Here is a 14,675-nt window from a genome sequence, read left to right on the forward strand (position 1 = left end):
CCTGTACATTTTATTTTTTATCATAAATGCAGCAAATCACTTGTTATATAAATGACATGCAACAAAATGACCGTTCAAATCATGTTCTTGAGGCCTAGTTGTTTTACAAATATCCATCACCTGTGAACACCGGGTATGGAAGGCACATCCTGATGGAGGATTTGCCGGACTTGGAATCTCCCCGTCAATTAAAATAGTTTCCTTCTTTAGATCAGGGTCTGGAATCGGCACCGCCGAAAGTAGGGCCTTTGTGTAAGGATGGGAGGGATTTTGATATAGCTGCTCACTATCGGCTAACTCTATTAATCTTCCTAAATACATCACGCCAACACGATCACTAATATGTCGTACCACACCTAAATCATGTGCGATAAATATGTAGGTAAGCTGAAATTCCTTTTGGATATCCTTCATTAAGTTAAGAACCTGGGCTTGGATTGAAACGTCCAATGCTGACACAGGTTCATCTGCTATTATCAACTTCGGTTTCGTCATTAATGCTTTAGCAATCCCAATACGTTGACGCTGGCCGCCCGAGAATTGGTGCGGATATCGTTTGGCATGGTAGCTGCTCAAGCCGACCACCTCGAGCATTTCTCGCACTTGTTTTTTTCGCTCTTCTTTTGTGCCAATCCCATGAACAATGAGCGGCTCTTCAAGAATTTGTTCAATCGAATGCCTTGGGTTTAAAGATGCATAGGGGTCTTGAAATACCATCTGGATATCACGGCGGGTTTTTCTTAATTCATTTTTTGACATACTAGTAATCTCTTTATCTTCAAACACAATCTTTCCTTCACTTGCTTCAATTAAACGCATTAACAGACGGCCGGTAGTCGATTTCCCGCAGCCGCTTTCCCCAACAATGCCCAATGTCTCTCCCTTTTTAACATAAAAAGAAACATCGTCAACAGCTTTCACTTCACCTTGCTTCCTTCCAAAAAGTCCCCCAGTGATTGGAAAGTACTTTTTCAACCCATTTACCTCAAGAAGTAACTCTGACATACTTGTCCCTCCCCTCCTTCAATATATGTAGGAAACAGCGAACTTCATGTTCCTCATTTTCCAAGTTCAATAATTGAGGTTCTTCTTCATGGCACTTACCAAATGCCTCTGAACACCGTGGCGCAAACCGGCAGCCATTTTGAATAGTTCCCGGCGCAGGGACTGTTCCGGGTATGCTATAGAGACGCTCCTTTTTCCCTCTTAATTCAGGGACGGATTTTAATAGCCCTTTAGTATAAGGGTGCTGAGGATTTTTAAGTATGGTTCTGACATCACCCTGTTCTACAATTTGTCCAGAGTACATCACTATTACTCGCTCACAAATTTCCGCTACCACACCTAAATCGTGTGTAATGAGGATAATCGATGTATTGGTTTTTTTATTTAAATCCTTCATTAGTGCAAGAATCTGTGCTTGTATAGTTACGTCAAGTGCAGTTGTAGGTTCATCCGCAATCAGCACCTTAGGATTGCACGCCATTGCCATAGCGATCATGATCCGTTGTCTCATCCCACCCGATAATTGGTGGGGATACTCTTTCAGAATTCCCTCTGCTCTTGGGATTCCTACCAGTCTTAATAATTCAATGCCCCGAGCTAGCGCTTCTCTCTTTGAGAGATTGGTATGTAGTTTGATGGCTTCCATCACCTGATTCCCAATGGTGAACAAAGGATTCAGTGAAGTCATAGGTTCCTGGAAGATCATTGAAATCTGATTCCCACGAACTTTACGCCACTCTTTTTCGGAGATGTTTATTAAATCTCTTCTTTCAAAAATAATATGACCGTCCTCAATTTTACCTGGCGGTGACGGAATTAACCCCATTGTGGCTAACGAAGTTACACTTTTGCCACTCCCTGATTCACCTACGATTCCAAGAATTTCTCCCTCACTCAGATTAAAACTGATGCCATCAACAGCAGGTAAGAGTGTTCTCCCAGACTGAAACGATACTTTTAAGTTCTTTATCTGTAAAATATGACTCACATTAACACCTACCTCTTAATCTATGATTTATAAACCCTTTTTGAAATATTATAATATAACAAATTTTAAAATTATTATGACATATATCACTTGCCTGTTATTATCGAAATTTGTCAATAAAATAAAAATTTATAAAAAAAAAAGCCCTACACCACTCTGCATTAAAGCGTTATTGCAGCGTAGTATAGGACCCTTTATGTTCTAATTTTCGGCTTATTTCTATATTAATATTATATTTTTTTACCCGTGTAAATATAAATGGCATCTCTAAAAAATTCAGCTGTCCCTGGCTGCTCTTTATCATAGTAGGCAGTGAATCTCTCATCATCTACATACATTTGAGCAAGACCGGCATGGGCCTCTTTGCTATATTCGGCCCAATAATAGCGTAACCATTGTTTGTGCAGTTCTGCAGCCTTTTGGGCTAATTCCCCACCTGGATCGCCTGTTTTAAACGCCTCAGCTAAGGTTTTAGTGATATTCTTAGCTAATGCATTGACCTCATCATGCTGCTCCTGCGTCATATTCATTACCTTTGCATTTGATTGGTCTACTCTATCGTTCCCATATTTTTGGCGAATTTCTTTCCCATACTTTTTCTCGTTTTCCTCAATCATCTTTTTCTTAAAGCCTACAAACTTTTCTTTATCGGCCATCTTCATTCTCCCTTCCGTTAACGCAATGGTTTTATCGACATTAGCAATTAATAAGTCTAATTGTTTCTTTTTCTCAAGGAGTTTTTCACGATGTTCTCTAAGTGCGGCCGCACCATCAAAGGACGGATCGGTGACAATTTCTTTGATTCTATCTAAGCTGACATCTAATTCCCTGTAAAATAGAATTTGCTGCAGCCGATCGACTTCCTTCTTGCCATAGATTCGATAACCTGACGAATTGATTCTTGCTGGCTTAAGAATCCCGATCTCGTCATAATATCTTAGTGTCCTAGTACTTATCCCCGCCAAACTCGCCAACTTTTGCACTGTATACTCCATCGGTTCACCCCCCTTGGTTAAACAATACACCTTTACGCTACGTCAAAGTCAATCAATGGAATGCCCATTTTTACTCAATACCTTTTGATTTGCAATTGGAAGTTCAGTAATTCCATTTAGTTTCAAAAAATAATCCTAACCAATTTAAGAGCCTCTATTAATGTAGTAGAGTGAAAATTTTTTCAAGTTAGAAAAAATTAATTATTTTAAAAAAACTTTCTTTTTTCCTTGGTATTTATAAATATATTGAATTATCAAGGTTTTTACTTAAACTTCACTTTATTACCAAAAAAAGTTTTTGACAATTCAAATATGTGAAAAGTATTATAGAATAATAAAGAGGAGGTTATATAATGTCAAATCTAAATAGGCAGAAAATTGTGGATAGTGTACCTCAGAAAGGATTCTTTGGACATCCTAAAGGTCTATTCACCCTTTTCTTCACCGAATTCTGGGAAAGATTCTCTTATTACGGAATGAGAGCTATTCTCGTTTACTATATGTATTATAGTGTAACCAAGGGCGGTTTAGGTATGGACCAAACCTTGGCCTTATCGATTATGTCGATATACGGTTCCCTCGTGTATATGTCAGGGATTATTGGCGGCTGGTTCGCTGACCGAATCTTCGGTACGTCAAGAGCAGTGTTCATTGGGGGCATCCTCATAATGCTTGGTCATATTGCCCTCGCAATCCCTGGAAGTATTGCCTTTTTCTTTGTTTCCATGGTATTGATTGTCTTGGGGACAGGGTTATTAAAACCAAACGTTTCTACCGTTGTTGGGGAAATGTATGCTGAAAATGATAACCGCCGTGATGCTGGATTTAGTATTTTTTATATGGGGATTAACGCCGGTGCCTTCCTATCACCATTAATCGTTGGCTCCAAAACAATTATGAATACGAGCTTTCACTTAGGTTTCGGTATTGCTGCTGTGGGTATGTTCTTAGGATTAGTTGTCTTCTTAATGACAAAAAAGAAAAATCTTGGTCTTGCAGGGACCACCGTATCAAACCCGCTTACTTCTTCTGAGAAGAAAAAAGTATATACTTATTTTGCAGTTGCAATAATTGTTATTGCTATTATTTGTTTTATTACAATTCCAAATGGGTTATTAACATTTGAAGGGTTTATTAACATTGTAAGTATTCTTGGAATTCTCATTCCGGCTATTTACTTTATTCGCATGTACACAAGCCCTAAAACTACATCAGTTGAGAAATCACGTGTTGTCGCGTATATTCCATTGTTTATTGCTTCCGTTATGTTCTGGGCGATCCAAGAGCAGGGTTCGACCATCCTTGCCAATTATGCGGACAAGCGGACACAATTAGATTTTGCTGGTATACAGATTTCTCCAGCTTGGTTCCAATCATTAAACCCATTATTTATAATTGTATTAGCTCCTGTATTTGCTGCAATTTGGGTGAAATTAGGCAAGCGTGAGCCTTCCATTCCGCAAAAATTCTCATTAGGCTTATTATTTGCAGGTTTATCATTTATGGTTATTCTTGTACCAGCCTATTTCGGAGGCACAGATTCATTAGTAAATCCATTATGGCTTGTTCTTAGTTATTTAATTGTTGTACTAGGTGAATTATGTTTATCACCTGTAGGACTATCAGCTACTACAAAATTAGCTCCGGCAGCTTTCTCAGCGCAAACGATGAGTTTATGGTTCTTATCAAGTGCAGCTGCTCAGGCATTAAATGCACAAGTAGTTAAATTCTATACTCCTGCAACAGAAATGACATATTTTGGTGTAATCGGCGGTGCTTCCATCGTCCTTGGTATTATTCTATTAATGCTTGCACCAAAAATTCAGGAATTAATGAAGGGTATTCGATAATGAAAAAAAGGTGAAGTTCTCTTTAAATTAAAGAGAACTTCACCTTTTTTTATTGATCTGTAAGATCATTTAATTCATCTACTAACTGTTTCGTCCGTTTGGCGTTTCCTTGGGCAAAGTTTTCAAGGCGTTCTTTTAATTCATCATTATCATGTATCCGTTCTGCTGTAATCAGATAAGTCCGCATCAAATCTTCTTCCATTTCTTTTGAGTTTTCTAAAACGGAAGCAAGGTTTTCCTTTTCCTCATGATCCTTACTATTAAACGGTTTTAAATTCATTGAGAAGGCCCCCTTTTTACCTTTATCCTTCTCTAACCTAACTATAATTATGTTATTTCTTTTGCACAACATGCTAAAAATCAACCACAACCTATAACATAGCTTAAATAAAAAAACTCATCTTAAGGTTAATTAAGATGAGTTTTTTTCTGTGATATTCTAATATTATAAACTGCGGTTTAAAAACACCTTAGTCCGTTCGAACTGTGGATTAGTAAAGATCTCAGACGGATGGCCGGATTCAATTATCTCTCCATTGTCCATGAAAATCACTTTGTTGGCCACTTCTTTAGCAAATCCCATCTCATGAGTCACCACAATCATTGTCATGTGTTCTTCAGCTAAATCCTTCATTACTTGAAGTACCTCACCTGTCAGCTCCGGATCAAGAGCTGATGTAGGTTCATCAAAAAGCAGAATTTCAGGACTCATCATAAGAGCCCGAGCAATAGCAACCCTTTGTTTTTGTCCGCCTGATAAATTCGCCGGATAAGCCTTGGCACGATTGAGGAGACCTATTTTGTCCAATAGCTCTGAGCTTCGCTGTTGAAGTTCAACAGAAGTCTCCTTTTTCACCAATTTAGGCGCAATCATCAGATTTTCCTGAACTGTTAGGTGCGGGAACAGATTAAAGTGCTGAAAGACCATTCCCATCTTTGCGGTAATCTGCTTAATCTCAGGAAGCTTTGGATAAACTCCATCCTTCACCAAATATTGACCCGAAACACAGATACTGCCTGCCTCTATTTGTTCAAGATGGACAAGACTGCGCAGCATCGTACTCTTCCCTGAACCCGAGGGACCGATGACCGCTACTACATCATTTTTATTAACATCAAAGGTAATCTTTTTTAATACATCCAATTTCCCGTAAGACTTTTTGAGGTTTGAAACTTCAATGATCGCCATATTCACCCATACCTTCTATTCAAATCTAAATCTATTTTCAACCCATTTAAATACTAGTGTTAATACCAGTGTCATCAAGAGATAAATTACCCCTGCAACAACGAATGGTACGATTGTAAAATCACGATTTACTGCGGTTTCAGCAAAGTGCAATAATTCCGGTACTGCAACTGCATAGAGGAGGGCAGTATCTTTTACTAACGTAACGGATTCATTTGCTACAGCCGGCAGGGCGATTCGAAACATTTGCGGCATGATAATTCTGGTTGTCATTTGCCATTTATTCAACCCAAGCACTTGAGATGCCTCGTATTGTCCCTTATCAATTGCCAGCAGCCCACCACGAAAAATCTCAGCAAAGTATGCAGCATAATTTAATATAAACCCTAAACAGGCAGCCACAAAACGATCCAAGACTAAATATTCACCAATGACAGGAATCATCGGCAGCCCAAAACAGATAAATAATAATTGCAATAACAGCGGCGTTCCCCGCATCGCATATATATAAGCTTGAGCAAGCCATGACAATGGTTTAATTTGACTTCTTACCGCCAATGTTAATAAAAAGCCCAATGGAATGGAGACTAAAATGGCAATGATGAATAACAGGATCGTCATCTGCGCCCCCTCAAGCATTGGCTTCAGGATTGAAATAATGTAATTAATAGACATTCTTAATTTTCCTCCAATTAGAAAAGCGTAAGCAGCATTACCAATGGCTATTTTCGCATAGATTATTGTTTCTCGTATAAGTTCATCAACCCGTATAAGTTGATGCCTCGTGGCATCTTTTCGTAAAAACATTTGCGAAAATTGCCTAGAAACTTAGTAATTGACCCTCATTAAAATCCTGTAGCAACAAAGTTTACGAAAAGAGCCTTACCAATTAACAAACAAAACAGGCTTTCCGGAGGAAATCCTGTTTTGCCTTCTTATAAATTTTACTTCAATACTTTATTTTCGCCAAACCACTTAGTTGAAATTTTTGATGCCGTACCATCTGCATTCATATCATCAAGGGCTTTTTGTAGATTTTTAAGTAACTCTTCGTTGCCTTTTTTCACACCTACTCCGTACTCCTCAGGGGCAAGTGATTCATCCAATATTTTAAAAGTATCTTTCTCTTTAGTCATATAATAATTAATAACGACCTCATCAATGACCACGGCATCCAAACGTCCGCTTTTTAAATCGTTTAAAGCTAACACATTATCTTTGAATTCTGTTACAGTTTTAATTTTTGATTTAATTGGATTTGCATCTAAGGCATCTGACGCAGAGGAAAGCGATTGAAGACCTACAACTTTACCTTCTAAATCCGATAGTTTAGTAACTTTAGAATCAGTTCGTGTTACAACAACTTGTGCATTTTTTAAATAGGGTTTTGTGAAAAGCACTTTTTTCTTTCGATCATCAGTTATAGTATAGCCATTCCAAATGAGGTCAATACGACCGCTGCTAAGTTCAGACTCTTTTGTCTTCCAATCGATTGGCTGGAACTCTACCTTTTTCCCCATCTTTTTAGCAGCAGCTTTTGCGAGGTCAATATCAAAGCCGACAATTTTATTATTTTCATCTCTGAATCCCATAGGAGCGAATTTATCGTCAATCCCAATTATTAGCGTGTCATCTTTAGCACCAGATGTTTTGCCTGAGCAGGCTGTAAGAAGAGAAAAAACAGCTGCAATTGCCAGCATCATTGTTACTATACGTTTCATCATGTATTACCACCTTTTACAAGATAATTTAATAAGTCCTTTAGCACGTTACCATATTATCATACTAACACATTATAACATTATAATATTTTAAAACACAATCATTTTCCCACTAAAACGAAAAATGTCTTTCTTTATGTATAAATAGACTTCCATTATATTTAAGAATGTTTTCAATATAAAGAATTTTGTTATTTATTAAAATAATTTAATTCAATCTGCTTAAAATTAGTAATCTATAAAAAAGGCAACTCCCCAAAATGGGCAGTTGCCTTAAGTTTTTCATTATGCCATTGTGTACTGTTTCTCAACCGACTTTATCCTATGATACAACTCTTGATTAACCGGTGTAGGCACATCATATCCTTTCCCCAATTTTACTACGGTACCGGAGAATAACTCTACTTCACTAAATCGTCTTGCCTCAACATCCTGGGCCATTGAGGGTTTTCCATCTGGACTTAATTTGCCTAATACCCTTAACCAATAATCTAAATCTTCTTCTATTAAAGGTACCCCAACTTTTTCCGAGAGTGCCATTACCTCTCTCATAGCCGAAATCATCATCGTTCTGGCTGGTCCCTCAACCTGAACCTCTCCATAATTACTTTCGAAGACAGCAACGGTTTGATTTACCCCTACATTAAGCATGAATTTTCCCCACAGCCTTCTTAACATATCGGGGTCAACCTCATATGGAATTTCCACTTGATCAAAAAACTCAGCCAGGCTATTCACCTTTTCTGTTTTATTTCCCCCAAAGCAGATCATGCCCATATGGTCGTATATCAGTTGGTTCTCCACTTTAACCGCATCCATGCCTTGGGCTACACAATATAATACCTTATCCATACCATAAGCCTCACCAATGATTTCTTCACTAGTGATACCATTCAGGAGCGATAAAATAATCGTTCTCTCTCCAACATGGTGTTTGACCGCTTGAATCGCATCAGCTAAGCCATTAAATTTTACCGCAATAATCAGTAGATCTGCAGGCTCACACGCTTCATGAGGTCTCACATAGTTGAAATCACAGCGCTCACCATTACAAAAAACCCCGTCCTCTTTATAACGTTGAATGCGGTCTTGATCAGCTATTATTCTTAAATCAGCACGGGGTAATCTCTTGGAAAATTGGTTCCCAAATAGAATCCCTAATGCCCCAAGACCGATAATAGAGACTTTTTTTATGACCATCTCACTTCACCTTAAATCTGTACTGACCATCCAAAAGGATCTTCTTTTGTGCCATTTTGGATTCCTGTTAATGTATCATATAGTTTCTGGGATAATGGGCCAATCTCTCCATTATTAACCACCATTCTCTCATTTTTCCATAAGAATTCACCGATTGGTGAGATAACTGCAGCAGTTCCTGTGCCGAATGCTTCTTCCAGCACACCATCACGATAGGCCTGCTCAATTTCATGAATTGAAATTCTTCGTTCAACCACTGGAATATTCATATAATTTAATAGTTCGATAATAGATTTACGTGTAATCCCTTCAAGAATACTTCCATTTAACTCTGGGGTAATAACCTCCCCATTGATTTTAAAGAAGACGTTCATACTACCAACCTCTTCAATATATTGATTTTCCCTGCCATCAAGCCATAACACCTGTGAATAACCATTTTCACTGGCAATTTCAGATGCCTTTAAGCTTGCTGCATAGTTTCCTGCTGTCTTAGCATTACCTGTTCCGCCGGCAACGGCACGAACATATTCGCTTTCCACAGCAATTTTAACAGGATTGATTCCCTCTTTATAATAAGCACCTACCGGAGAAAGAATAATCATAAATTGATAGCTGTTCGCAGGATGTACTCCCAGAAATGCTTCAGTCGCAATCATAAAAGGACGAATATAGAGGGATGTTCCTTCTCCAGAAGGAATCCATTCACGGTCAATTTGAATTAATTGCTTCAAAGCGCTTAATGCACCTTCTTCATCCAGCTTAGGCATACATAACCGGTCATTGGATCGGTTAAACCTTTTCATATTTTCATCAGGTCTAAACAATAAAATTTGTTCATCTTTTGTTAAATAGGCTTTAAGTCCTTCAAAAACCGTTTGCCCATAATGAAATACGGTAGCAGCCGGGTCTAACGTAATAGGCTGATACGGAATAATTCGTGCGTCATGCCAGCCTTTTCCTTCTGTGTAATTCCATACAAACATGTGATCAGTGAAGCTTTTTCCAAACTCCAAGTTATCAAACGATGGCTTTTGTTTCTTTTCTGTACTTAAAGTAACGTCAATTTTTAACTCCTGCATGTTTTAAGCTCCCATCCTTAGTCTCTATAAACTTTCTATAAAAGATATAGTTACATAATTTTAATACTATTTCGATTATTTTAACATATTTTTCGAAGAATAGGGTTAAATTTGATAGTATCTAATAAAAATAGGAATGTAACTTTTTGGAAAAGAAAAAGCAAGTAAACTTGTCAGATTAAAGACATTGTTTACTCGCCTAGTCTACTCTTATTTCTTCTATTAAACTAGTCCTGTTACTAAATAAACGCCAATGATAAAGAAGGCGGCGATTGTTTTAATAATAGTGACTGCAAAAATATCACGGTAAGACTGTTTATGTGTTAAACCTGTAATCGCAAGTAATGTGATGACCGCACCATTATGTGGCAGTGTATCCATACCGCCTGAGGCCATCGAAATAACCCGGTGCATGACTTCAAGAGGAATTCCAAATTGGTTGGCCAATTCAATATACTTGTCAGCCATAATTCCTAATGAAATTGCTATCCCCGCTGAAGCAGAACCAGAAATAGCCGAAAGAACGTTTGTGGTCACCGCACCGTTTAATAACGGATTAACAAATAATTTAGAAATGCCATCTCTCGCAATCGTAAAACCAGGCAGTGATGAAATAACAGCGCCAAAACCATATTCAGTAGCTGAGTTCATTATTGCTAATAGGGCTCCGGCAATCCCTACATTTATACCATCTTTAAAGTTAAGAACAATTGGTTTTCGATTATATAGAATAGTAGTAAGAATACCAACAATAAGTGCAATTTCAACCGACCATATACCCACTACCTGTGAAGTTTCAATATTAGGAAAATTTAAACCAATCTTTGAAAAATCAAATCCATTCGGATACCACGTAGGAATTAGGGTGGTTAACACTTTATTTAATACACCGACAAGTACAACCGGTACAAAGGCCAATATTTTACGTGCCATACTTTCTTGTAAATCAAGGTTAACCTCAATTTGTTTTTCTTTAATCGTTCCGAAGCAATCGTATCCTTCACCAGCTTTTTCAGCCTTTTTCCTGCGTGAGTTTAAATAAAGCATACCAAGTGTGAAGATAAAAATCGCACCTATGATTCCAAGGGTTGGTGCTGCATAAAGATCTGTTTTGAAAAATGTGGTCGGGATAACGTTTTGCACCTGTGGAGACCCTGGTAGTGAATCCATCGTAAAGGTGAATGAACCTAGCGCAATGGTACCCGGAATTAATCGTTTAGGAATGTTAGATTTTCTAAATAGGTTTGCTGCAAAAGGATAGACAGCAAAAGCAACTACTACCAAACTGATACCACTATAGGTAAGAATCGCACATAATAATACAATGACCAGCATGGCACGTTTACGCCCTACTAATTGTATAAGTGTTGTTGCAATAGAACGTGCTAATCCAGACATTTCAACAACCTTGCCGAAAATAGCTCCTAATAAGAAAATTGGAAAATATAGTTTAATATATTCAACCATTTTTCCCATAAATACATTTGAGAAAAACGGTAAAACGAAATCAGGACTTGTTAGGAATACGGCAAATAATGCACAAATAGGCGCAAACAAAATAACTGAAAATCCCCGGTAAGCAATAAACATTAACATTCCGAGTGCTAATAGGATAATAACGAGTTCCATAAAATCTCTCCTCTAATTCACGAGTTGATTCTAAGAAGTTGCAGCGAGGTATATTTTAGCAACCGAAGATAATGATCACAGAACATTAAAACCGCTTTCATTAAGTACTGCAGTAATTCGAAAAATATATATCCTTGCGTCAGTATGTTGGCGGAAAGGGTAATGTTTCCCTTTTCCGCCAATTCTTAGAAGTTATGAATCTTTTAATATTTAGCTTAACGCTACTTTACTATTTTTTTAGCAATCTCGGCCGCCACTTCGACAATCATATCCTCTTGGCCGCCAACCACTTTACGTTTTCCTAATTCTATTAAAATATCACGAGAATCAACGCCAAATTTTGCAGCAGCACGTTTAGCATGAAGGGCAAAGCTTGAGTATACGCCCGCATATCCTAATGTTAAGCTGTCTTTAGTAATTTCCTGCGGTACTTGTAAGATAGGAGCAACAATGTCCTCTGCTAAGTCCATCATTTTATATAAATCTACCCCTGTTTTAATTCCCATCCGTTCACAAACGGCAACCAATACTTCTGTTTGTGTGTTACCTGCACCTGCTCCCAAACAGCGTACACTTCCGTCAATTCGCGTTGCCCCTTCTTCAATCGCTGCGAGAGTATTGGCCATTGCGAGTGATAAGTTGTTATGACCATGGAACCCAACATTGATGCCAACTGATTCTTTCAAGGCATGAATCCTTTCACGTACTTGGTTAGGAAGTAAATATCCTGCAGAATCCACAACATAAACTGTATCAGCACCATAGCTTTCCATTAATTTAGCTTGTTCAACTAATTTATTAACGGGAGCCATATGATTCATCATGAGGAATCCAACTGTCTCCATCCCTAATTCCTTTGCATAAGCAATATGTTGGGGAGCTACGTCTGCCTCTGTCACATGAGTAGCAATCCGGGCCATTTTAGCCCCTAAATTAGCGGCTTCTTTCAACTCATGCAAAGTACCGATTCCTGGTAATAGAAGAACAGCAATTTTAGACTTATCAGCAACGGATACCGCAGCTTCAATTAATTCCATTTCATTTGTACGGGAAAGACCGTACTGTAAAGAGGAACCTGCTAGCCCATCTCCATGGGATACTTCAATAAATGGTACGCCCGCATCATTCAATGCTTTGGTAATTTTAAGTACTTGTTCCACTGTATATTGATGATTAATCGCATGACTTCCGTCCCGTAAGGCTACCTCGGTAATCAGGATATCTCTCTCATTTGTCATTTTTCTTTACCCCTTTCTAACAGCTTAAACTGTTTCTTTCGTTAATAGTTTTTTTGCAAATGCTTCAGCAATTCTTACACCAGCAGAAGTCATGATATCAAGGTTACCAGCATACACCGGCAAGTAATCACCAGCACCTTCTACTTCAAGGAAGATGGTCACTTTATTGCCATCGAAAATGGCTTCAGTGCGGAGACGGTAGCCTGGCACATAGGATTGAACTACTTTTTCCATTTCAGTGATGGATTGTCTAATGGCTGCTTCATCCATTTTTCCCTCTTCCACAAGTGTATAAACTGTATCACGCATCATAATTGGCGGTTCAGCTGGGTTTAAGATCATAATGGCTTTCCCTTTTTTCGCTCCTCCGACTACTTCAATTGCTCTGGAAGTGGTTTCCGTAAATTCATCAATATTGGCACGTGTTCCAGGTCCCGCACTCTTACTTGCAATGGTAGCAACGATTTCTGCATACTCAACTGGTGCAACACGGTTTACAGCATGAACCATTGGGATGGTTGCTTGACCGCCGCAGGTAATCAGATTGATATTATCTTTATCTAAATGGTCTTCAATATTAACGGCCGCACATACATATGGTCCTACTGCTGCTGGAGTCATATCAATTACTTTTATGCCGGCTTCTTTTAATACTTTTGCATTATATAAATGCGCTTTTGCAGATGTGGCATCAAAAACGATGTCAGCTTCTAAAGTTGGATCTGCAAGAAATCCATCAATTCCTGTATCAACCCCGGCATAACCTAATTCTCTCGCACGACGGAGTCCATCTGATTGTGGGTCGATCCCAATCACAGCAGTTAACTCTAATAGTTCAGAACGGCCTAGTTTAATCATCAAATCTGTACCAATGTTCCCTGATCCAAGAACGGCAACTTTTACTTTTGACAAGATAATTCTCCTCCAATACCTAAATTTATTAATTTATTCTCTGTGCTTTCTCTATTAAGATGCATTTTTCCCCTTATAACCTAACTGTCTTGAAATCTCAGCTGCTGCTTGTTTAATTCCCTTTATTACTTTAGGCAGACGCTCCTCATCTAACCTCATTTTAGGGGCAGCACAGCTTATTGAAGCGACAACATTCCCTTGATGATTAAAGATGGGTGCAGCTATGCATTTTAGTCCTAGTTCAATCTCTTCATCATCGAAGGCATAACCTTGCTCCCTGATTGTTGGCAAAATACTCTTGATCTCCTCGATATTTGTCATCGTAAATTCCGTGAATGCTTCCATGCTGACGGATGATAAAATACGATCTACCTCTTCTTCACTTAATTGGGACAGGATGGCTTTACCAACACCTGTACAATGAAATGGGGCCCTTTTTCCAATATGTGAATAAATCGTTAAGGCACTTGGACCTTCTACCTTTTCAATGTAAATTAGTTCATCACGCTGAAGCGTTACTAGGTGAACGGTTTCATTTAGTTCTTCAACAAGATCCTTTATGATAGGTCTGGCAATTCTTCCTATATCAAGATGTTTTCCTACGTAATTACCTAGTTCAAAAAGTTTAATTCCCAGTCGATATTTCAGATTGTCTGAATTTTGCTCCAGGTAACCTCGATGTTCCAAGGTTTTAATAATGCCGTGGACAGTACTCTTTGATAAGTTCAATCTGTCACTAATTTCTTTAATACTTTGTTCAGGATGTGAAGTCAAAAAAAGTTCGAGGATATCTGCAGCTCTTTCGATTGATTGAATCAAGCGTTCAGTCACTTTGTCCCTCCTCTACGTTCGACATTATCGAATGA

General features: G+C 38.3%; 14 protein-coding genes. 1 reads left to right on the plus strand and 13 read right to left on the minus strand.

Going from position 1 to position 14,675, the window contains the following annotated elements:
• Positions 1-36 precede the first annotated feature (36 nt).
• The 3 genes from AAHB15_RS05215 to AAHB15_RS05225 all read right to left on the minus strand — a co-directional run bounded on the left by AAHB15_RS05215 (position 37) and on the right by AAHB15_RS05225 (position 2,988).
• Positions 37-1,005, minus strand: coding sequence for an ABC transporter ATP-binding protein (locus AAHB15_RS05215; protein ID WP_342041909.1), 969 nt, complete (start codon positions 1,003-1,005; stop codon positions 37-39).
• On the minus strand, positions 986-1,993 hold the full coding sequence (locus AAHB15_RS05220; RefSeq protein ID WP_335573665.1) for an ABC transporter ATP-binding protein: 1,008 nt from the start codon (positions 1,991-1,993) through the stop codon (positions 986-988). The genes AAHB15_RS05215 and AAHB15_RS05220 overlap by 20 nt, the downstream gene beginning before the upstream one ends.
• A gap of 230 nt (positions 1,994-2,223) precedes the next feature.
• Complete coding sequence (locus AAHB15_RS05225; RefSeq protein WP_342041910.1) at positions 2,224-2,988, minus strand: MerR family transcriptional regulator; 765 nt, start codon at positions 2,986-2,988, stop codon at positions 2,224-2,226.
• Positions 2,989-3,341: 353 nt separating this feature from the next.
• Here AAHB15_RS05225 and AAHB15_RS05230 point away from each other — a divergent pair, with 353 nt between their 5' ends.
• Positions 3,342-4,838 carry a peptide MFS transporter gene (locus AAHB15_RS05230; RefSeq protein ID WP_335575192.1) on the plus strand — a complete coding sequence of 499 codons (1,497 nt, stop codon included), beginning with the start codon at positions 3,342-3,344 and terminating at the stop codon, positions 4,836-4,838.
• Between the two features lie 49 nt (positions 4,839-4,887).
• Here AAHB15_RS05230 and AAHB15_RS05235 read toward each other — a convergent pair whose 3' ends face one another.
• From AAHB15_RS05235 to AAHB15_RS05280, 10 genes are all read right to left on the minus strand, one after another.
• Positions 4,888-5,118, minus strand: a complete 231-nt coding sequence (locus AAHB15_RS05235; RefSeq protein WP_342041911.1) for a hypothetical protein — start codon at positions 5,116-5,118, stop codon at positions 4,888-4,890.
• 165 nt (positions 5,119-5,283) lie between these two features.
• The gene (locus AAHB15_RS05240) at positions 5,284-6,027 is read right to left on the minus strand and encodes an amino acid ABC transporter ATP-binding protein (protein ID WP_335575162.1); all 744 of its coding nucleotides are present in this window, start codon (positions 6,025-6,027) and stop codon (positions 5,284-5,286) included.
• Positions 6,028-6,042: 15 nt separating this feature from the next.
• Positions 6,043-6,702, minus strand: a complete 660-nt coding sequence (locus AAHB15_RS05245; RefSeq protein ID WP_098527421.1) for an amino acid ABC transporter permease — start codon at positions 6,700-6,702, stop codon at positions 6,043-6,045.
• Positions 6,703-6,971: 269 nt separating this feature from the next.
• Positions 6,972-7,748, minus strand: a complete 777-nt coding sequence (locus AAHB15_RS05250; protein WP_186446597.1) for an amino acid ABC transporter substrate-binding protein — start codon at positions 7,746-7,748, stop codon at positions 6,972-6,974.
• Positions 7,749-8,033: 285 nt separating this feature from the next.
• Positions 8,034-8,948 (minus strand): ketopantoate reductase family protein, encoded by a 915-nt coding sequence (locus tag AAHB15_RS05255; RefSeq protein ID WP_342041912.1) that lies wholly within the window; start codon positions 8,946-8,948, stop codon positions 8,034-8,036.
• 11 nt (positions 8,949-8,959) lie between these two features.
• Positions 8,960-10,030, minus strand: a complete 1,071-nt coding sequence (locus AAHB15_RS05260; protein ID WP_335575164.1) for a branched-chain amino acid aminotransferase — start codon at positions 10,028-10,030, stop codon at positions 8,960-8,962.
• A gap of 222 nt (positions 10,031-10,252) precedes the next feature.
• On the minus strand, positions 10,253-11,659 hold the full coding sequence (locus AAHB15_RS05265) for a GntP family permease (RefSeq protein WP_342041913.1): 1,407 nt from the start codon (positions 11,657-11,659) through the stop codon (positions 10,253-10,255).
• A gap of 221 nt (positions 11,660-11,880) precedes the next feature.
• The gene (gene dmpG / locus AAHB15_RS05270; RefSeq protein WP_335575166.1) at positions 11,881-12,897 is read right to left on the minus strand and encodes a 4-hydroxy-2-oxovalerate aldolase; all 1,017 of its coding nucleotides are present in this window, start codon (positions 12,895-12,897) and stop codon (positions 11,881-11,883) included.
• 24 nt (positions 12,898-12,921) lie between these two features.
• A complete protein-coding gene (locus tag AAHB15_RS05275; RefSeq protein ID WP_342041914.1) occupies positions 12,922-13,809 on the minus strand; it encodes an acetaldehyde dehydrogenase (acetylating) in 888 nt (295 codons plus the stop codon).
• Positions 13,810-13,863: 54 nt separating this feature from the next.
• A complete protein-coding gene (locus AAHB15_RS05280; protein ID WP_335575168.1) occupies positions 13,864-14,640 on the minus strand; it encodes an IclR family transcriptional regulator in 777 nt (258 codons plus the stop codon).
• Between the last annotated feature and the right edge of the window lie 35 nt (positions 14,641-14,675).

This window comes from Bacillus sp. OTU2372, assembly GCF_038440275.1.
Lineage (GTDB): Bacteria > Bacillota > Bacilli > Bacillales > Cytobacillaceae > Neobacillus > Neobacillus bataviensis_B.